A 19,219-nucleotide genomic window follows, 5' to 3' on the forward strand; every position below is an offset into this window, starting at 1 on the left:
GGCCCCGAACTTTGCCGCCCGCGCCGCGTTTTACCTTTTCATGCGCAGTATTTGGCTTGTATTTACTGGGTTGCTGGGAGCGCTGGGCCTGGGCTACCACCTCAGCCAGCCGCCAGCACCGGCCGCCCTAACCCAGCGGGCTGCGGCGGGTGCGGCCGGCCCATCGGCGCCCACTGCCCCTAGGCCCGGCCCCGCTCCTACCCGCGCCGATAGCCTCGTGCGCTTCGCCCTCGCTCAGCAGGGCACCGCCTACTGCTACGCTGGCACCAGCCCCCGCACCGGCTTCGACTGCTCGGGCTTCGTGCAATACGTGTTCGGGCACTTTGGCGTGGCTACGCCCCACTCCACGGCCCTGCTCATCGGCGTGGGCCGCCCGGTGGCGCGCGCCCAGGCCCAGCCCGGCGACTTGGTTGTGTTTGCCGGCACGGCGCCGGGCAGCACCACGCCCGGCCACGCGGGCATCGTTATTTCGGCCCTAGGCGAGGTGCCCCTGCGCTTCGTGCACGCCTCCTCGGCCCGGCGCGCGTCGGGCGTGAAGGTGAGCGCGGTAGAAGGTAGCGGCTACGAGACTCGCTTCCTAGGGGTGCGCCGGGTATTATAAGGTAGGTATTACTCGGCCAGCGCAGCCTTCACTGCGGCGGCTAGCTCTTCCAAGTTGCCACCGCCAGCATGAGTGGCTGCCACGCGCCCGTCTTTGCCAATAACGTAGTAGCGCGGAAAGCTGTCAACGCGGTAGGTGCGGGCAATGGCGGCAGTACCCACGAGATTAATATACCGGGCGTGCTGGCGCTGCAAAATTCCTTTCGCCCGCTCGGTATCGGCGGCATCGGTATCCAGCAAAATACCCAGCACCACCAGCTTGCCCAGGTGCTCATCTTGCAGGCGCTGCACGTGCGGCATCGAGCCGATGCAGGGAGCGCAGCTGGTTTCCCAAAAGTCCAGCAATACTACCTTGCCCCGGTAGCTGCTCAGCTTTACGAGGGCCTGGGCAAAGCTGCGCAGTTCGAACGCGGGGGCGGGCTGCGCCACCAGCGTGGGAGTGGGCGCGGGCGGCGGAGCTGGCAGCTCGGCGGCGTAAGTAGTTAGAAAATCGGGCTGCTGCAAATAAGCTGCGTCGGCGGGCGCATTCAAGCGTAGGTCCGTCAGCAGCTTGGTGGTCGTCCAGCGGCGCCCCGAGCGCACCATGGTAGTGCGGACCGTGCGCGGCAGGCCGGTGGCAGCGTCGAGCACCAGGTAAGTATGCTGGTTTAGCACATCTGCCTGGGGCTTGTCGGGGTAGCGCAAATGCAGGGTGCCGCCACCACCTGGCACGGGCTGGTACGTTACGCTTTGGTAAGTAGAGTCGATGGCGAGCAGCTCCTCCACCAGCATTTGGCCGGCGGGGCTTCCTAGCACGCTCGGTGCGTAGGGCGCGGCAGCCAGCTCAAACGTCTTGGCTTTGTCATCCAGTTCGAAGCCCACGTTGCCGTTGTAGTAATAGGTAGCCGCATTATCTACTTGGCTAACTCGAAACGCGGCCCCAAGCAGTTTGCTGCCCGCGCGGCGCTGCAACACCGCCCGGCCGCGATGGTTCCAGCTATCCCCATTGCCAAAGGTATCAATGCGCTGCACGGTGTAGCCAATGAGCGGGGCAGCTTGCAGACGCGCCTGGTACTTGGCTAGCACCTCGCGAGCGGTTTGGCCGGCGGCCGGCCGGCTTAAATTTCCCATGCCAAGCAGCAGCGACAGCGCAAGCAAACGAACATTTCTCATGCGGCAGGGTAAGTAGCGTAGGCAGCGCTAAGGTAGGCAGCAAACTTCCCGCACCGCCAGCAACGCTGGTGCCTCGGCTAACCTAAAAAAACGATGCCCGGTCGGCCTTAGCGAACCGCTCACGCGTGTCGCCGGGCCAACCGGGCATCTAATCCTTCAAATCTTACCGAGCGGCAACGCTGGGGTACAGCGCCGGCGTCTCACAGTAAGACCTGTCCAACGAAAGGGAGCCGCGATACCGCAGTGCCCTCCGCCGAGCTGTGTGTTAGGCGAGTACGGCGGTGACGCGTACTACATTGGACAGGCTCGGCAGGATTTGGTTGGGACTACTAGACATTTTGTACCTCCTTTCTTTAAAGTTCCACATAACCTCGTTCGCGCTTCCCAGCAACTTAGGGCGGCTTGAGCGGGGCCGTAGCACTCGCTACTGAGTGGTAAAGTTAGCAGCGCGCGCTTAGGTTCAAAATATTTTAGCTTTTCCTAGGCCCCGGCCTGGCCCTAGGGCGCCACCGTCCTCAGTATCAGTCCAATTATTTTAGCCAGGCGGCCGCCGCCAAAAGCGGCCCAGTGGCGGGGCTCTAGGGGGCAGCCGAAACGGCCACGTGCATTCTGGCCGTATAATTGCCTGGCTAAAACCGAGCAGGTTTTGGCACTACTCTTGTCCAACCTTTGTATCCTCATTTATTCTTCACCTTCTACCCCATGTATAAATCGCTGTTTTTCGTGCTGGCCCTGTGGCTTAGCGCGGCTTGCGGGGCCGCCGCCCAAACCCTCTCCCCCCTGGGCGTGTGGACGAACGCGGACAAAAAAGCCACCTTCGAGATTTACAAGTGCGGCGACAAGCTGTGCGGCAAAATCGTGAGCCTGACCGTGCCCAACGACCCGGCCACCGGCAAGCCTAAGCTCGATACCCAAAACCCCGACCCCAAGCTGCGCAACCGCCCGCGCCTAGGCCTGCCCTTCATGCAAGGCTTTAGCTACGAAGACGATAACAAGTGGGACAACGGCAAGATATACGACCCGGAGAGTGGCAAAACCTACTCGTGCTACATGAAGATGGAAAGCGCCAACTCGATGGAAGTAAAAGGCTACATCGGCTTCTCGCTCATTGGCAAGTCGCAAACCTGGACGCGGGTGAAGTAAGCTGCTGCCTCCTATCAGTCCCCACTATAGCCAGCGCCCTGCTCTTCACTGAGCGGGGCGCTGTTTTTGGTTGGTGCGGGCCTAGGGCCAGAAACTATTTGCCCAAGCCAGTGTTTTTTGTCCTACCACCCCTGCCCAGCTAAAACGGTTTTCGTGCTCGACTTTCTGCAACAGCTTTTTGCGCGCCGCCGGGCGCCGGCCGCTGGCTGGCAGCCCGCCGCCGAGCCCACGCCGGCCCAGGCCCAGCGCCACGCGGCCTGGCTGGCGGGGCGCGTGTATCGCAACTGGCTGGGCCCCTACTACAAGGCGTACCACTTGCTGAAGGGCGGCATAGCGAGCCGGCGCGGACCGCGCGTAGAGCTGCTGCGCGAGGAGCACCGGCAGGGCGCGCTTTTTTTTTACGAGCCCAGCATGGGTACTGGCAATTTTGAGCACCTGTTTCAGCTGCTGGGCACGCGCGTGGTGCAGTTGGGCTACTACCGCGCCTGCCACGACCACCGCCAGCGCGAGCAAGCCAACCTGCGCGAGCTGACGGTGAAGCAGCTCTTTAAGCCCCAGCCCACCGACTGCACCCACAGCGGCCGCTGCAACCAGCGCTTCGGTCTGGTGCACCTCGATTTGGTGCTCGTCAATGGCGAACCGCTCTTCATCCGCTTCAGCACCAACCCCGTGCACGAGGCGCACTTCACCCCCGCCCAGTCGTTCGAGGGCCTGCTGCAAGCCGTGTTCGACGAGCCCGCCGCCACCCCCGCCGAGCGGGCGCAGATTAAGGCCTTCGCGGCGTAGGCAGTAGCGCGAAGCAGGAACTTCACGCTACTAGAGGTAGCACTAGAAGAGGAACAGAAAATATCGGTAGGAAAAGACAACGTGGGCAACTGTCTCAAAAAACGGACGTTTTAGCGGCCCATTTACCTCTATTTCTCTAACTACGGATTAGGTATCGGAAATTGTCTCCTATTCTGTTCTCACCAAGCCACGTGTCGTTGACTTCTTGAGAATTTCGCCTAGTTTTTAGTTACGCCCGCGTCAGCACCGCTGATTACGAGTTGCACCTCCAGACCGATGCCTTGCAAGCTTATGGTTGTGCTGAAGTGGCGCAGGAAAAAGCATCGTTGGTATAAAGGGCGGCCGGCGCTACAGCACCTCTTGACCCGCCTGCGGCCGGGCAACGCGCTTGTGGTGTGGAAGCTCGACCGAGGCTGAATCTAAGCGCAACCTTATTAGCAAACGTACCAAAGCCGGCCTAACGACGGGGCGGACCCTAGGGCGCCAGGGAAGGCGGACCAGGCAGTCAAGACGCTCTATTTACAGCAGGACAAGACAGTAGCTGAAATCGGACATCGGCATCGGCCGGGCCACCATCTACCGTTGCTTAGCGCATTTCTATCTTTATGAGTGGAAATACATGAGCAACTCCTAAGTAGATAACGTAGGATATGCCCATACCCCTAGAAGGTAACTGAGCCGGGAAACCACAGCTGAAACGCACTGCCCGCCCCGGCCACGGAATGCACCTGAATGCTGCCCTGGTGCAACTGCATGATTTGCTTGGCCAGGCTCAGTCCAATGCCGGAACCGTTGGGGCGGGTGGTGAAAAAAGGAATAAAGATGCTGTCCAGCACATCGGCCGGTATGCCGCTCCCGTTGTCTTTTACCTCAATAATTACCCGCTCCTGCTCATCGGCCCAGGCCAGCAGGCTAAGGCGGGGGGTGGGGATTTGCGCGAGCGCCTGCGCCGCATTGAGCACCAGATTGATAAGCACTTGCTCCAGCAGGTGGCCGTCGGCGTGCAGGGTGAGGTGCGCGGGCCGTACGCTAAGAGTAACCTCGATGCCTTGTGCGGCTAGCTGCTCCGCCAGGAGCTGCCGGGTAGTCTGGAACAGTTCCTGCACGTAGAGGGTCGTGCGCTGTGGCGAGGCTATGGTGCTAAAGTCTCGGTACACCTGGGCGAAGCGCAGCAGCCCTTCGCTACGCTGCTGGATGATGCGGATGCCGGTGCCCACGTCGTCGAGCAGTTCGGTGGCAGCCTCTTGTTGCCGGGCGTGCTGCACGTGGCGGCCCAACGAATCCGCCAGCGAGGCAATGGGGGCGACTGAGTTCATGATTTCGTGCGTCATCACCCGGAGCAGCTGCTGCCAGGCGGCCGTTTCAGTATCAGCTAAGGTCTGGCTCACGTTCTTGCAGGCCAGGAGCGTAAACGCTTCGCCGCGCAGCTTAAACTGCGTGGCCGATACGAGCAGCTGCACCGTTTGAGGACCCACCGTCAGCTTCACCACCACGGGTTGGCCGGGCACCACCCGGCAGATGGCTTCGTAGAAAACCGGCTGGCGGGCTTGCAGCGCCCGGATGTTTTTCAGGTACGGCAGGTGCAGCGTCTGCTTAAACGCTTCGTTCACCCACGCCACAGCACCGGCCGCGTCGTAAGACACGATGCCCGTATCAAGCAGGGCCAGGATAGTTTGCAGGTACTGAAACTGCCCTTCCCGCTCGGCCCGCAGCTCCCGAAAGGTGGCGTTAACTTGATTAAAGGCCGCGTACAGGGGCCGCAGCGATGCCGGGACGGACTGCGCTGGGTACTGCCGCGAAAAATCCCGGTACTGGAGGGCCAGCGTAAAGTCGGCCAGCGCCTGCTGGCCGCGCGTCAAATAGCGGGTTAGCTCCAGAACTAGCCCTACCAGCAGCAGCAAGGACCCTAGGGCTAGCCCGTGGGCGTGGTGCAGCGCAGTGTACCCGCCCCCGCCTAGCGCGGCTACCAGCAGCACCAACCGTCCCAAAAGGCGGATATCCAGGCCATTAAATATCATGCTTATCGAGCCGACGGTAGAGGGCGGTGCGGGTGAGGCCCAATTCTTTGGCCGCTTTGGTGAGGTTGCCCTGGTGACGCGCAATGGCCTGCTGAATGGTGTTTTTCTCTACTTCCAGCAGCGGCAACGCAGGCTCAGCCTCAGTCGCCGCGGGCGTAGAAGCAGCCACCGACTCGGGGGGCCGCAACGAGAAATCGGTCGGCAGCAGCACGGGGCCGGCCCCTAGGATGACGGCCCGCTCCACGGCGTGTTGCAGCTCGCGCACGTTGCCGGGCCAGGGGTGTTCCCGAAGCTTGCGCAGGGCCGCGGCGCTGAATTCCGGCACGGGTTGTCGGTTGCGAGCGGCGTACATCTGCGCGAAGTGCTGGGCCAGCAGTGGCACGTCGTCGGCCCGCTCGCGCAGGGGCGGCAGCGTAATTTCGACCGTGTTGAGGCGGTACATCAAGTCCTGGCGGAAAGCACCGCGGGCTACCAGGGCGTGCAGCGGGGCGTTGGTGGCCGACACCAGCCGGATGTCCACCGGCACGGGGGTGTTGCTGCCCACGGGCACCACCTGGCGGTTTTGCAGGGCCGTGAGCAGCTTGGCTTGCTGCGGCAGGCCGATGTTGCCAATCTCGTCCAGAAACAAGGTGCCGCCGGTGGCCGCCTCGAACCGGCCCACGCGGCTAGCCTGGGCATCCGTGAACGCACCCTTGAGGTGCCCAAACAGCTCGCTTTCAAATAGCCCCTCGCTGAGCGCGGCCACGTCGGCGGCCACGAAGGGCCGGGCGGCGCGGCGCGACTGCTCGTGCAGGGACCTGGCCGCCAGCTCCTTGCCCGTGCCGTTCTCGCCGAGCAGCAGCACGTTGGCTTCGGTCGGAGCAACCTTTTCAATGATGGCGCGCACTTCCTGCATGGCGGCCGACTCGCCGAGTAGCGCAGTAGCGGCGGCCGGCGCAGCTGCTTTCTTCGGGCTACTCCCTCTTTTGCTGCTAGGTGTGGGTTGGAGGGCGGCGGCCAGCGTTTGCAGCAGCTGGTCGTTGTGCCAGGGCTTGAGCAGGAAGTCGGTAGCACCGGCCTTGAGGGCGCGCACGGCCGTGCGCACGTCGCCGTAGGCCGTAAGGAGGAGTACGGCCGTGGTGGGGGCGTGCTCCCGGATGCGGCCTAGCCAGTAGAAGCCCTCGTTGCCCGTCGCCTGGCCGCTGCGGTAGTTCATGTCGAGCAGCACGGCATCGAAGGGCTGCTGGCGGAGCAGGGAGAGCAGCAGCTCGGGGTTGCGCTCCGTCACGACTTCCCGCACCTCACTTTTGAGCAGCAACTGGAGGGCGAACAGCACGTCGCGCTCGTCGTCTACCACCAGGATGCGGGCGTGTTTAAGGTTCATGAAGCAGCGGCTTGGTAAAACGTAAAAGTCGGGGCTGGCAGTTACCCGCCCAAGGCAGGCCACATAAACCGTGCAGGCCTCGGAAAATATTGGGTTTCAGTCGGCCAGGCTGTTTTTGGTCTGGCAATGAATTCGGACTGTATCAGAACCGAACGGTCAACTGTGTCAGAACCGGACGCTTGGCGGAAGCTGGCAACCAGAGCTTAAAATTTAGACTTTTGATTAGCAATACTTTGCGAGTAAGGCATCATTCTTGGCACCTGCGGCCGATAGCTTTTTGCGGCTAGTGCCTGCGCCGAACCAAATGGATGTCCTGATACCAAAGAAAAAGTGGTCGTTTATCACCCGCTGGTGGTGGCTGGGGGCCCTGGTGCTGGCCGGCACGGGCGCGGCCGTGCGCTACTGGCCTAGGCCGGGGCAGCGGCTGCACGTGGCGGCTAGCCGACTGACTATCAGTTCCGTTACGCGGGGCAATTTTCAGGAGTTTACGGCTATCGACGGGGTGGTGCAGCCCCTGCACACCGTGTACCTGGATGCGCCGGAAGCCGGCACCGTGCAGCAAGTACTGGTGGAGGAAGGCGCGACCCTCACGGCGGGCCAGCCCCTGCTCCGGCTAGCCAACCCCGACCTGCAGCTGGAAATGGTAAACCGCGAAACGGCCGTGTACGACCTGATGAACAACCTGCGCAACACCCGCACCCAGCTGCTGCAAAACCGCATCCTGCGCCAAAACCAGCTGGCCGACATCGACTTCCAGCTGGCCGAGGCCCGGCGGGTGTTCGACACCAACCAGGTGCTCTACGACCAGAAGGTGATTGCGCGGCAAGACTACCTGCAAAGCCAGAACGCCTACCGCTACCAGCTGCGCCGGCGGCAGCTCACGCAGCAGACCCTGCGCCAGGATTCTATCGCCATGCAGCAGCAGCTGGGCACCATGCAGGAGTCGGTGCAGCGCATGACCAGCAACCTGGCCCTGATGCGGCGCCAGCTGGACGACCTGCTGCTGCGCGCCCCAATCGGCGGGCGCCTCAGCTCGCTGGCCGCCGAAGTGGGCGAGGCCAAAACCCGGGGCCAGCGCCTGGGGCAGATTGACGCGCCGGCGGGCGTGAAACTGCACGCCGCAGTGGACGAGTTTTACATTGCCCGTATCGCGGCCGGTCAAGTGGGCGAAGTGGTGGTGGAGGGCCAGGCGTATGCCTTGCGCGTGACTAAAATCTTTGCCCAAGTGGCCAAAGGCCTGCAAATTGACCTGGCCTTTACCGGCCCCCCGCCACCGGGCCTGCGGCGGGGCCAGACTTTGCCCATCCGGCTGGCGCTGAGCGCGAAGGCCCCGGCGGTGCTGCTGCCAAAAGGCGGCTTTTATCAGCAAACCGTGGGCAACTGGGCGTTCAAGCTAGGGGCCGACGGCACCCGCGCCCAGCGGGTGGCCATCCGGCTGGGTCGGCAGAACCCCGACTACTACGAAGTGCTGGCCGGCCTGCAACCCGGCGACCAGGTGGTAACGTCCAGCTACGAAGGCTACACCGACCAGCAGGAACTGGTGCTGGATAATGGCCGGCCCTAGGGTTTACTAAAGATTCAAATAGGTCGTCATGCTGAGCGCAGCGCAGTCGAAGCATCTCTACCGGTGAACTAACTCTTTACTACTAGCAACGAAGCGGTAGAGATGCTTCGACTGCGCTGCGCTCCGCTCAGCATGACAGCTTACCCTAAAAACATGAACCCCATGATTAAGACCGAAAACCTGGAAAAGGTGTACCGCACCGAGGAGGTGCAAACCAAGGCGCTGAACCACGTCTCGCTGACGGTGGAGCAGGGGGAGTTTGTGGCCATCATGGGCCCCTCGGGCTGCGGCAAATCGACGCTGCTCAACCTGCTGGGTTTGCTCGACGAGCCCGACGGCGGCAGCCTGCAACTGCTGGGCACCGAAACCAGCCGCTACTCCGAGCGCCAGCGGGCCGAGCTACGCAAGCGCAGCCTGGGCTTTGTGTTTCAGAGCTTCAATTTGATTGACGAACTGACAGTGTTCGAAAACGTGGAGTTGCCCCTGCGCTACCTCGGCGTGGGGGCCGCCGAGCGGCGGCAGCGGGTGGAACAGGTGCTGGAGAAGATGCAGCTGCTGCACCGGCGCAACCACTTTCCGTTGCAGCTCTCGGGTGGGCAGCAGCAGCGCGCGGCCGTGGCCCGCGCTGTGGTGAACGCCCCGCCGCTGCTGCTGGCCGACGAGCCCACCGGCAACCTCGACTCGGCCAGCGGCCACGACGTGCTGGGCCTGCTGACCGAGCTGAACGAGGCGGGTACCACCGTGCTCATGGTCACGCACTCCGAGCACGACGCCCGGTACGCCCGGCGCGTCGTCCGCCTGCTCGACGGGCAGGTGGTGCTGGAACACAGCCGCAGCCAATTCTAAAGCAGTTCTCAAGTCGCTATACATAGTCGCCCACCCCGGCAGACCCCACCCCCGGCCCCTCCCCTCTCCCGGAGGGGAGGGGCCGGGGGTGGGGTCTGCCGGGGTGGGCGATGTACACGAACCTGAGAACCGCAATAATTATCCCTCCCCATGCTGCCCTACCCCCTGCTGCTCCTCTACCGCAACTTCAAGCGGTTCAAAGGCACGTTCTTCATCAACCTGGTTGGCCTCTCAACCGGCCTGGCCTGCGCGCTGCTCATCTACCTGTGGGTAAGCGACGAGCGCAGCTTCGACCGCTACCACGTCCTGGACAGCCGTCTCTACCAAGTGCTGGAAAACCGCCGCACGGCCGCCGGCATCGAAACCCAAACCGGTACCAACCCGCTGCTGGCCGAGGCCCTGCGGCGGGAAATGCCGGAGCTTGACTTGGTAGCCACTACCACGCCGGTCCCCTTTTTCCCCGGCTTCACGCTGGCGGCGGGCGGCCAGCACCTGAATGCCGTCCCTAAATACGCGGACCCGGCCTTCTTCCAGCTATTTTCCTACCCCCTGCTGGTGGGCACCCCCGCCACGGTGCTGCGGAACAAAGACGCCATTGTGCTCTCCGAAGCCCTGGCTACTAAGCTATTTCGGTCGCCGCAGAACAGCCTGGGCAAAGCCGTGGAATGGCAAATGGCCGACCGCAAGCAGACCTGCCTGGTGGCCGGGGTGTTTGCCGACGTGCCCCGCAACTCGTCCGAGCAATTCGACTGCGTGCTGCCGTTTGCCGCGTTCAAAAACATGATGCATCTGGGCGAAGTCATCAAGTGGGACGACGACGGCCCCTTCACTACTTACCTGGCCTTGAAGCAGGGGGCCGACCTCGCGCAGTTTCAAGCTAAGCTGGCGGGCTTGCTGAAAACCAAAAGCGCGCAGGCGCAGGCCCAGGCCCAGGGGCGCACGCTGTTCGTGCGGCCGTTCTCGGCGGGGTACCTGCACGGCACCTACGAAAACGGCGTCGCTACCGGGGGGCGCATTGTCTATGTGCGGCTGTTTGCCCTGATTGCAGGGCTCATTCTGGTGATTGCCAGCATCAATTTCATGAACCTGTTCACCGCCAAGGCCTCGCGGCGGGTCAAGGAAGTGGGCATTCGCAAGGCCTTGGGGGCGAGCCGCGCCGCGCTGGTAATACAGTACCTGACCGAGTCGGTGGTAATGGCTTTGCTGGCCCTGGTCGTGGCCGTGGGGCTGGTGCAGCTCGTGCTGCCGCAGTTCAGCGCGCTGACGGGCAAGCCGCTGACCTTGCGCTGGGAGTGGCCGCTGGTGGCGGCCGGCCTGGCCCTGGCGCTGGGTACGGGGCTGCTGGCGGGCAGCTACCCCGCGTTCTACCTGTCGGGTTTCCAGCCGGCGACCGTGCTCAAAGGCAAGGTGCCGACCCGGGCCGGCGATGTGTGGACGCGGCAGGGCCTGGTCGTGCTGCAATTCACGCTCTCGGTGCTGTTCATCGTGGCCGTGGTGGTCGTCAACGCGCAGCTGGCCTTTGTGCAGCGCCAGCCGCTGGGCTACGACAAGGCCCACGTGCTCCGCTTCGATACGGGCGGCCGGGCGGCGCGCCAGCAGGCAGCGTTTCTGGCCGAGGTGCGGAAGTTGCCCGGCGTCGTGCAGGCGTCCAGTGTGTTGGGCGGCTTCCTAGGGGGGCGCCACGTGGAGGAGATGCGCTGGCGGGGCAGGCGCCTGCCCGTCGCGACGATGCTGGTCAATTACGACCTGGTGGAAACGATGGGCATACACCTGGTAGCCGGCCGCAGCTTTGCGCCGCAGTTCCGCGCCGACAGCGCCGCCATCCTCGTCAACCAGACCCTGGTGGCCAGCCTAGGCATGCCCGACCCCGTGGGCCAGCAGCTCGACGGGGGCCGCATCGTGGGCGTGGTCCGCGACTTCCACTACGAGTCGCTGCACGAAAAAATCAAGCCCCTGCTGCTCCAGCTCGACCCCTCGATAAATACGGTGCTGGTCAAGCTCCAGCCAGGCGCGGAGCAGCCCACGATTGCGCAGCTGCAGCAGCTGTACGCCGCCTACAACCCCGGCTTCACGCTCGACTACTCGTTTCTAGATGTCGACTACCAGGCGCAGTACGTGGCCGAGCGGCGGGTGGCGGTGCTCGCCCGCTACTTCGCCGGGCTGGCCATTCTCATCTCGGCCCTAGGCCTGTTGGGGCTGGCGGCATTCACGGCCGAGCGGCGGCGCAAGGAAATCGGCATCCGCAAGGCCTTAGGCGCGAGCGAGCTGGGCATCGTGTGGCTATTGACCAGCAGCCTGACCTGGCTGGTGGTCGCGGCCATCGCGCTGGCGCTGCCCCTGAGCTACCTGCTGCTGCAACGGTGGCTGGAGGGCTTCGCCTACCGCGTGGCGTGGCAGTGGTGGTACTTCGCGGCGGCCGGCCTAGGGGCCCTACTCATTGCCTGGCTCACCGTGAGCGTGCAGGCCTGGCGAGCCGCCCGCCGCCACCCCGTGCTGAGTTTGCGGGCCGAGTGAGAGGAAGTTAGGCTGTCTGCTCAGAATCGCCAATGGATAGGTGACTAACCCGATGAGACCTGCCAGCGGCGCATCTCAGTGCAGCTCAACCACGGCGATGGTCGCCACGCGCCGGCCCGTGCCGCCTTCTATGGCGAGAAAGGGGAACTGCGCCAGCACTACTGCGAGGGAAGGGGAACTAGTTAGGGGCGTTAGAACTAGCTGTGAACGCTTTGGTGCTGTGGAACATCCGCTATAGCAGCAGGCGCTGGAGTAGCGGCAAGCAACCGAAAAGTCCTGAACCCGGACGAGGTGGCGCGCCTCTCGCCATTGCTGCCTGAATACGTCAATAGGCTAGGCCGCTACGACTTTACCCTATCCGAAGCCTTTGCAGCGGGGCAACTTCGCACCTTGCGCGCCTTCTCTAATTGGGAGCGTCATTCAACGAATTGGCCTAGGGCTATTTTCTGTTCCCACTCTAGGGCTACCCCCACTACTGCCACCTACTCGGCGCGGGCGAAGCGTAGGCGGCCTAGCTCGGCGCCGTCGGCACTCAACAGGCGCAGCACGTAGAGGCCGGGGGCCAGGGAAGCCGTAACCAGCACGGGCGGCGCGGCCCCTAGGGGCTGGCGCAGCACCAAGCGCCCCAGGGCATCATACACCTCAGCGGCGACGATACTAGCTGGCAAATCGCTGATTTTCAACTGTTCGCGGCAAGGATTGGGGTAGGCGCCGAGCGTGGTGACCTGGGCCGGGCGGGTGGCCAGCACCAGGGTAGCATCGTGTTGCACGGGGCCGGGCAGGTCGGGCAGCCATCCGCTAGGGTCTACCACAATGCTTTGCACGGCACCGCCCACGGGCACGGTATAGGTTTGGGTGGCCTGGGTTTGGGGCAGGCGCAGCAGCTGCTGGCTGCCGTCCGCAAAGGTGAGCTGATACTCCACGTCGGTGCGGAAAAAGGGGGTGGCGGCGGGCGTAGTCACGGTTTCGGTAACTTGCAGGGCTAGGGTGCTGCCGGCCTGGTTCCAGCGCACGGCCAAGCTGGGGTAGCCCTGGCCGCGGTACCACTGAGCAAAGAAATAGTCGAGCGGGGTGCCCAGCTCGGCCTCAAACAGGCGCTGCAAATCGGCGGTGCGGGCCGTGCTGCCGCTGTACTGCTGCTGATACGTGCGCAGCACCCGGAAAAAGCGGGCGTCGTCCTGGCAGAGGTAGCGCAGCAGGTGCACCACGGCGGCGCCTTTTTTATAGGTCAGGTTGTAGTTGAAAATGCGGTCTGCGCTGGTGGTGTCGGGCACGAGCACGGTGCCGGTATTGTCGAGGTGGGCGCGGGCCTGGGCGTCGTCCATCCAGGCGCGGGCGGCGGCGGGCGTGTCGAAGGCCTGCAGCGACAAGTACTCGCCGTAGGAGGCAAAGGCTTCGTTGAGCCAGATATCCTGCCACGAGGCGCAAGTCACGTTGTCGCCAAACCACTGGTGGAACAGCTCGTGCGCGTTCAGCGTGAAGGTGAAGCCGTCCTGGGTGGTCATGGTTTGGTGCTCCATGCCGCCGCCAATGGGGGCTAGGGCGTGGCCGTATTTCTCGTCGGCGAAGAAATAGGTGCCCACCAGCCGCGAGTAGTTTTCGATAAAGCCCGGCGTGAGCGCGAGTTGGCTCTGGTAGTAGTCCAGGGTGCGCTGGTCGTAGAGGTAGTCGAGGACGGGCACCCTAGGGCCACCCGCGGGATTGGCGTAGCTCAGGGCCTCGACGTAGGGCGCCACGGCCACCGAAATGAGGTAGTAGTCAATGGGATGGCGGGTGCTCCACTCGTAGCGCACCTGGCCGCCGGGCAGCGCCACCGTGCGCCGCAGCAGCCCGTTGGAGCCCACCTTATTGGTGGCGGCCGTCGTCACGGACACGGCCGCCGAGTCGGCCTTGTCGGTGAGCACCTGCTTGCAGGGAAACCACTCGTGGGCAAAAAACGGCTCGGTCAGGCTGGCCGTCACCTGGTAGGGGTAGCTGGTGCCGCCTAGGCCGTAGGCGTTGTAGTGGCGCAGGCCGTTGCCGGCGCCCGGCGCGGCGGGCCCGGCGTAGGGCGCCGTGCCGTGGTAATACACCCGCACGTCGAGCACCGCGCCGGCGGGTGCGGGCTGGGCCAGGGCGGCCGTCACGGCCTGGCCCTGGCGCAAAATACCCGGCGAGCGCCGCCCACCGGCCACCACCGAGTCGATGAGCAGCGTGGGGGCCCCGGCCGCGGCCCCGGCCGGCGCCTGGTACAGCTCGAAGGCCACCGAGTCGAGGGCCTGCCGCACCCGCACCCGCAGCAGCCCCGAGCCCGCCACGCCGAGCGAGGTATTGGCGAGCGTCAGGTCGAGCTTGTACCACTGCACGTCGTAGCGGTCCATTTTTTGGCGGTGGCGCAGCGGCACCGTCGCGGCTGCGGCGAGGCGCTGGGCGCCGGCCACGCGGGCCTGGTAGCAGCCTAGGGCGTCGGCGCCCGCCGGGTCGAAGCCCACTCGCTGCGCGCCAGCCGGGGCGGCCAGCCAGCCGAGCAGCCCTAGGATAAAAAAGGTAAATTTTTGCATGGTGGGGGTAGCACTAAAAGGCGGACGGGCGGCGTTAGCGCAACGGGGCCTAGCTCAAGCTCCTGGTGCTTGCTAGCGCGGGGTTTAGCCGGGCCAAGTACCTAGGGCCAGCCGGCGCATTGGGCGCGGCCCAGCGCCTGGCCGTCGATTTTCAGGTTGCCGCATGTAATTTCTGACGGAAATTCTAACAATTTTACTGAACCGCGCGTGAGCGCCCAGCGCTGCCACGGCGCTGATGGCCCGCGCTAGCTTTCTCCTCTCGCTTCGCTATGCTACATCGCTACTTTAGGTGGATGACGAATTCCTGGCCGGGCGGGGGTAACTGGCGGCTGGGGTGGCTGCTGGCCCTGCTGCTGGGGGCCGCCCTGCGCGCCCAGGCCACCCACATCGTGGGCGGCGAAATGGACTTGCAGTACATCAGCGGCGACACTTACCAGCTGACGCTGAACCTGTACTTCGACGCCGTGAACGGCAGCCCCGGCGCGCTCGACGACGAGCTGACGGCCGGCATCTACGACAAGGCTACCAACCGGCAGCTGGCCACGCTGGTGCTGCCGCTCATCAGCAACACCTACGTGGCCTACACCAACCCGGCCTGCACGGTGGGCTCGCTGAGCACCAAGCAGCTGATTTACCGCAGCCGCCTAAGCCTGCCGGCCGGCATCTACAACGGCGCGCAGGGCTACTACGCGGCCGTGGAGCGCTGCTGCCGCAACGTGACCATCGGCAACATCGTGAATCCCGGCGCGGCGGCCCAAACGTTTTACCTGGAGTTTCCAGCCGTGGTGCGCGGTGGGCAACCCTTCCGCGACTCGACGCCGCGCATCTTTCCACCGCTGGCCGACTACGCCTGCCTGGGCGAGGTGTTTACGTATGATTTTGGGGGCCAGGACCCCGACGGCGACTCGCTGGTGTACGACCTGGTGACGCCCCTCAACGGCCACGCCACGGCCACCACGCCCAAGCCCGACCCGCAGGCCGCCCCCTACACGCTGGTGAACTGGAACCCCGGCCTGAGCACACTCAACCAGATTCCGGGCAGCCCGGCCCTTACTATTGGGGCGCGCACGGGGCGGCTGCAGGTGCGCCCCAGCCGCACGGGGCTGTTCGTGTTTGGGGTGCGCTGCCAGGAGTTTCGGCGGGGCACCAAGATTGGCGAAACGCGGCGCGACTTCCAGCTCCAGGTGCTGGTCTGCCCCGTCAACCACGCCCCTAGCCTGGCGCTGCTGCCCAGCCCCACCGGCAACGTGCTGTACCGCCCCGGCCGCGACACGCTGCACCTCACGCCGGGCAGTGCACGCTGCGTGCGCCTGCGCTTCACCGACCCCGACGCCAGCTCGCGGCTGACCCTCAGCCTGCTAAGCCGCGACTATACCGGGCCCATGCCCACCTTCACTACCGCCACCACGGGTACGGTGCACGTAGCCGGCCAGCCCGATACGCTGGTGGCCAGCCTCTGCTTTCCGGACTGCGCTGATACCCGCGGCCTGGTGCGGCACTTCGACGTGCTGGTGGCCGACAACGGCTGCTCGCTGCCTAAACACGACACGGTGCACGTGGCCTTCACGGCCGTGCTGCCGCCCAACGCGCCGCCTACCTTGGTGAGCACCGCCGCGGCCCAGCCCCTACACCTGCGCGTGGGCCAAACCCTGGCCTTCGACCTAACGGCCACTGACCCCGACGCCGACCCGCTCAGCCTGACCATGAGCGGGGGTGCGGGCGGCACCCTGGCCCTGGAAGCCCAGGCGGGCACCCGGCGGGTGGGGCACTTCAGCTGGCTGGTGGGCTGCTCGGCCGTGACCACGCCGCCGGGCCAGGTGCAAACCCTCACGTTTGGGGCCAGCTCGACTTCGGCCTGCAACACCACGCAAACAGCCGCCAGCCTCCGCGTGGCCTACGTGGTAGACTACGCCAACGCGCCCCCGGTACTCACGTCCACCTTTGCGGGCGCCGCTGCCAGCGGCAGCCCTAGCCCCCCGCCGCTCATTAAGGTAGCCCTAGGGCAAACCTACACGGCCACCCTGGCCGGCCTCGACGCCGACCGCGACGTGCTGGCGCTGAGCGCCGCCGGCGACAACTTCGACCTGGCGGCGGCCGGCATGCGCTTGGCTACCACCCCTAGCCCGGCCGGCCAGGCGGCGGGCACCTTTACCTGGCAGCCCACCTGCGACGCCAGCACCGTGTTGAGCGGGCAGGCGCAAATCCTCACTGTCACGTTCCAATTGCAGGAGACTACCTGCCGCCCGCAGCCCCAAACCCAAACGGTGCGCTTTCAGGTCATCAACCCCGACACGTCGCAGTTCAACCCGCCCAACCTTATTCTGCCCACCGGCGCCAACCTGGCCAACCGCCTTTTTACGATGCGCAGCCTGCCAGCTGATTTCTGCGACTCGCGCTTTTCCGAAATCCGCATCTTTACGCGCTGGGGCCGCCAGGTGTACCAGTCCGCCGACCGCAACTTCACCTGGGGCGGCGAGGGCACCGCGGGCATCTACTACTACCTCCTAATATACAGCACCGGCCGCCGCTACAAAGGCTGGGTGGAGGTTATCCAATAAATCACGGATTACGCGGATTTTAGCGGATTTCACGGATTTTGTGGACGGCGCTAGGGTTCGTACTTAGTTATTACTAAAGTAGGTCAAATTAGAAAAGACAGGAAAGACCGCTCCTTGGAGCGGCCTTTTTCATGCAGCGGGGGCCTAGGCGAATCATCCACAAAATCCGTGAAATCCGCTAAAATCCGCGTAATCCGTGATTAGTAGAGGAACAGAAACACGCTGAACAGCACGACCCACAGCGCGTCGATGAAGTGCCAGTAAATGCCGAGCAGCCGCAGCCGGCGGCGGTAGTAGGGGTTGCGAATGAACACTAGCGTCCGCACGCCGTCGCGGGCGGCGTAGGCGGTGCGCAGCAGCTGGGCCAGCAGCGCCAGCAGGCCCACCAGCACGTGCGCCACATGCAGGCCCGAAATAACGTACACGAACGTGCCGCTGCGCTCACCAGTGAAGAAAACGCCCTGCTGTATCAGCTCGCGCCAGCCCTGTACCTGCAGGCCGCTAAAAATGCAGCCCAGCAGCAGCGTAGCCGCCAGGCAGCGCACCAGATTGGGCAAGTCGTCGGCCTTGTACAGGCGCGGGGCCTGCGCCAGGGTGTACGACGAGACCAGCAGCACCACCGTGCTCAGCGAAAAGTAGCGCGGAAAGGGGTGCGTGCCGATGGGCAGCGAGCTGTAGCCCCGCGAGGCCGCGTACAGCGCCACCAGCACCCCAAATAGTATCGTAATGCCCAGCAGGGCCAGGTACAGCATTAACTGCAGCGGCGGCAGGCGCTCGATGCGGCTAAAGGCCGACTCGCGGGCGGGGTGGCGGCCGGCCCCTATGGGTTTATTAGGCTCATTATCAGGCGCGTTCCGCATAGCTGTACGTGGGAGCTAACTGCCGAAAATGGCAGCTCTAAAGCTAGTATATTTCCTATATCCTAAAGCTGCCCGGCCCCCAATAAGTTGCGGCGCAGCAGCCTTTTGCCCGGATTTTTTACCTAGGCCCCTACCCGCCCCCAGGGCCACGCTGCCACCCAGCCCGCCACCCGGCCTAGCTGAAGAACGAGCCGATTTTGCCCAGCACCGCGCTCAGCGTGATTTTGGGGCTGCGGCGGTCGGGCAGGCCAAACACGACGTAGGTTTTGCCGCCCACCCGCAAGTCGAGCACCAGCCCTAGGGCGCGGGCTAGCTCGTGCACCACCTGCAGCGGGTCGGGCCGGGGCGCCTTGGCTGGCTTGGCGGCCCTAGGGGCGCCCGGCGGGCCCGCCGTTATGAGGTCGAGCACCTGCTGGCTGGGCACGTTGAGAATGAGATACGAACCCGCCGCCGCCAGCTGCAGTTCGTGCCCGCCCGGCCAGGTTAGCACCAGGCTGGCTTCGATGTCGAGGCCACTAGCCACGCGGCAGCGCGTCGGAAGTGTTGGCGCCGAAGCTGGGCTGCGGCCGGCCGCTAGGCGCGGGCGGGTCGACGCGCACAGTAGGCGCAGCGGGGGCGGCTGGCGCGGGCTCGCTCTTGGTGCGGATGCGCAAGGCGCCGTTGAGCTTCCAGGTGGCAGCGGGGCCACCGGGCGTCTGCTGGTTGGGCACCTGCAGTTCTACCTGGTCAAACGACAAGTTCAGCTCGACCCCGCCCGAGAGCTTGGCGAGCAGGTTAAGGGCCGTTTCGGCCAGTGAGGTGGGTTGGTCGGGCATGGGAAGGAGTGGGTGGCTAGGTGAAAAATAGGGCTGGAAATTCCTGCCAGGTACGCAAAACAACGCCCTGGCGGCCAATCAGCCGGCTTGCTACCTACCCGCGACGCGTTTTGCCGTTAAACTACCCCTAGCCCTTTAAGTAGCCTACCATCCCGGCGGCGGCCGTAAGTTTGCCGCGTCACGTTGTTTAGTTTTTGCGTTATGAAGTTCTTCCTCTGGTTTGTCGCCGCCACCATCGCCTTTTTGCTCATCGCCCGCTTCAAGCCCCAGTCGCCGGCTGAGCCCATCATTCCGACCGAAGTCAAGGAGGCCCAGGGCCAGCCGGGCGCCGATGACAACGCGCCGCCCGCCCGCACCGAGGAGCAGGGTAAGAAAGCCGCCGAGCAAGGCGGCAGCAGCACCTACGTGCACCCCGCCTACGCGCAGCTGGTAGCCGTTAGCTGCTAGTTACCAGCGAATT

Annotated in this window: 15 protein-coding genes; 8 read left to right on the forward strand and 7 right to left on the reverse strand. The window is 64.4% G+C overall.

The genetic code is table 11. The features are described from left to right. Positions 1 to 40 precede the first annotated feature (40 nt). Positions 41 to 601, forward strand: coding sequence for a C40 family peptidase (locus tag HHL22_RS04610; RefSeq protein WP_169529775.1), 561 nt, complete (start codon positions 41 to 43; stop codon positions 599 to 601). Positions 602 to 609: 8 nt separating this feature from the next. Here HHL22_RS04610 and HHL22_RS04615 read toward each other — a convergent pair whose 3' ends face one another. After that, positions 610 to 1,752 carry a TlpA family protein disulfide reductase gene (locus tag HHL22_RS04615; RefSeq protein ID WP_169529776.1) on the reverse strand — a complete coding sequence of 381 codons (1,143 nt, stop codon included), beginning with the start codon at positions 1,750 to 1,752 and terminating at the stop codon, positions 610 to 612. Between the two features lie 702 nt (positions 1,753 to 2,454). On the opposite strand from HHL22_RS04615, the gene HHL22_RS04620 reads away from it, so the two are divergent. After that, complete coding sequence (locus HHL22_RS04620) at positions 2,455 to 2,895, forward strand: DUF2147 domain-containing protein (RefSeq protein WP_169529777.1); 441 nt, start codon at positions 2,455 to 2,457, stop codon at positions 2,893 to 2,895. Between the two features lie 117 nt (positions 2,896 to 3,012). After that, positions 3,013 to 3,681 (forward strand): hypothetical protein, encoded by a 669-nt coding sequence (locus HHL22_RS04625; protein ID WP_169529778.1) that lies wholly within the window; start codon positions 3,013 to 3,015, stop codon positions 3,679 to 3,681. Positions 3,682 to 4,343: 662 nt separating this feature from the next. Here the strand turns inward: HHL22_RS04625 and HHL22_RS04630 are convergent. Together HHL22_RS04630 and HHL22_RS04635 are read right to left on the reverse strand one after the other, a co-directional pair. Beyond that, positions 4,344 to 5,699: a sensor histidine kinase gene (locus tag HHL22_RS04630; protein WP_169529779.1), complete on the reverse strand. Its 1,356-nt coding sequence runs from the start codon at positions 5,697 to 5,699 to the stop codon at positions 4,344 to 4,346. Continuing rightward, a complete protein-coding gene (locus HHL22_RS04635) occupies positions 5,689 to 7,062 on the reverse strand; it encodes a sigma-54-dependent transcriptional regulator (protein WP_169529780.1) in 1,374 nt (457 codons plus the stop codon). The genes HHL22_RS04630 and HHL22_RS04635 overlap by 11 nt, the downstream gene beginning before the upstream one ends. Before the next feature lie 304 nt (positions 7,063 to 7,366). Here HHL22_RS04635 and HHL22_RS04640 point away from each other — a divergent pair, with 304 nt between their 5' ends. From HHL22_RS04640 to HHL22_RS04650, 3 genes are all read left to right on the forward strand, one after another. Continuing rightward, entirely contained in the window at positions 7,367 to 8,626 is a 1,260-nt protein-coding gene (locus HHL22_RS04640; protein WP_169529781.1) for an efflux RND transporter periplasmic adaptor subunit, read from the forward strand. A 162-nt stretch (positions 8,627 to 8,788) separates the two neighbouring features. Continuing rightward, a complete protein-coding gene (locus HHL22_RS04645) occupies positions 8,789 to 9,472 on the forward strand; it encodes an ABC transporter ATP-binding protein (RefSeq protein WP_169530970.1) in 684 nt (227 codons plus the stop codon). 150 nt (positions 9,473 to 9,622) lie between these two features. Next, positions 9,623 to 11,986, forward strand: coding sequence for an FtsX-like permease family protein (locus HHL22_RS04650; protein ID WP_169529782.1), 2,364 nt, complete (start codon positions 9,623 to 9,625; stop codon positions 11,984 to 11,986). 482 nt (positions 11,987 to 12,468) lie between these two features. On the opposite strand, the gene HHL22_RS04655 is transcribed toward HHL22_RS04650, so the two are convergent. After that, complete coding sequence (locus HHL22_RS04655; protein WP_169529783.1) at positions 12,469 to 14,526, reverse strand: M1 family aminopeptidase; 2,058 nt, start codon at positions 14,524 to 14,526, stop codon at positions 12,469 to 12,471. A gap of 269 nt (positions 14,527 to 14,795) precedes the next feature. Between HHL22_RS04655 and HHL22_RS04660 the strand changes: the two genes are divergently transcribed. Then, on the forward strand, positions 14,796 to 17,084 hold the full coding sequence (locus tag HHL22_RS04660; protein ID WP_169529784.1) for a T9SS type B sorting domain-containing protein: 2,289 nt from the start codon (positions 14,796 to 14,798) through the stop codon (positions 17,082 to 17,084). A 200-nt stretch (positions 17,085 to 17,284) separates the two neighbouring features. Here the strand turns inward: HHL22_RS04660 and HHL22_RS04665 are convergent, their stop codons facing one another. From HHL22_RS04665 to HHL22_RS04675, 3 genes are all read right to left on the reverse strand, one after another. Continuing rightward, a complete protein-coding gene (locus tag HHL22_RS04665; protein WP_169529785.1) occupies positions 17,285 to 17,944 on the reverse strand; it encodes a cytochrome c oxidase subunit 3 in 660 nt (219 codons plus the stop codon). A gap of 175 nt (positions 17,945 to 18,119) precedes the next feature. Next, complete coding sequence (locus tag HHL22_RS04670; RefSeq protein ID WP_169529786.1) at positions 18,120 to 18,467, reverse strand: hypothetical protein; 348 nt, start codon at positions 18,465 to 18,467, stop codon at positions 18,120 to 18,122. Beyond that, positions 18,460 to 18,759 carry a hypothetical protein gene (locus HHL22_RS04675; protein WP_169529787.1) on the reverse strand — a complete coding sequence of 100 codons (300 nt, stop codon included), beginning with the start codon at positions 18,757 to 18,759 and terminating at the stop codon, positions 18,460 to 18,462. The genes HHL22_RS04670 and HHL22_RS04675 overlap by 8 nt, the downstream gene beginning before the upstream one ends. A 201-nt stretch (positions 18,760 to 18,960) precedes the next feature. Between HHL22_RS04675 and HHL22_RS04680 the strand changes: the two genes are divergently transcribed. Continuing rightward, positions 18,961 to 19,206, forward strand: a complete 246-nt coding sequence (locus tag HHL22_RS04680) for a hypothetical protein (RefSeq protein WP_169529788.1) — start codon at positions 18,961 to 18,963, stop codon at positions 19,204 to 19,206. Positions 19,207 to 19,219 lie beyond the last annotated feature (13 nt).

Source organism: Hymenobacter polaris (genome assembly GCF_012927305.1).
In the GTDB taxonomy this organism is placed as follows: domain Bacteria; phylum Bacteroidota; class Bacteroidia; order Cytophagales; family Hymenobacteraceae; genus Hymenobacter; species Hymenobacter polaris.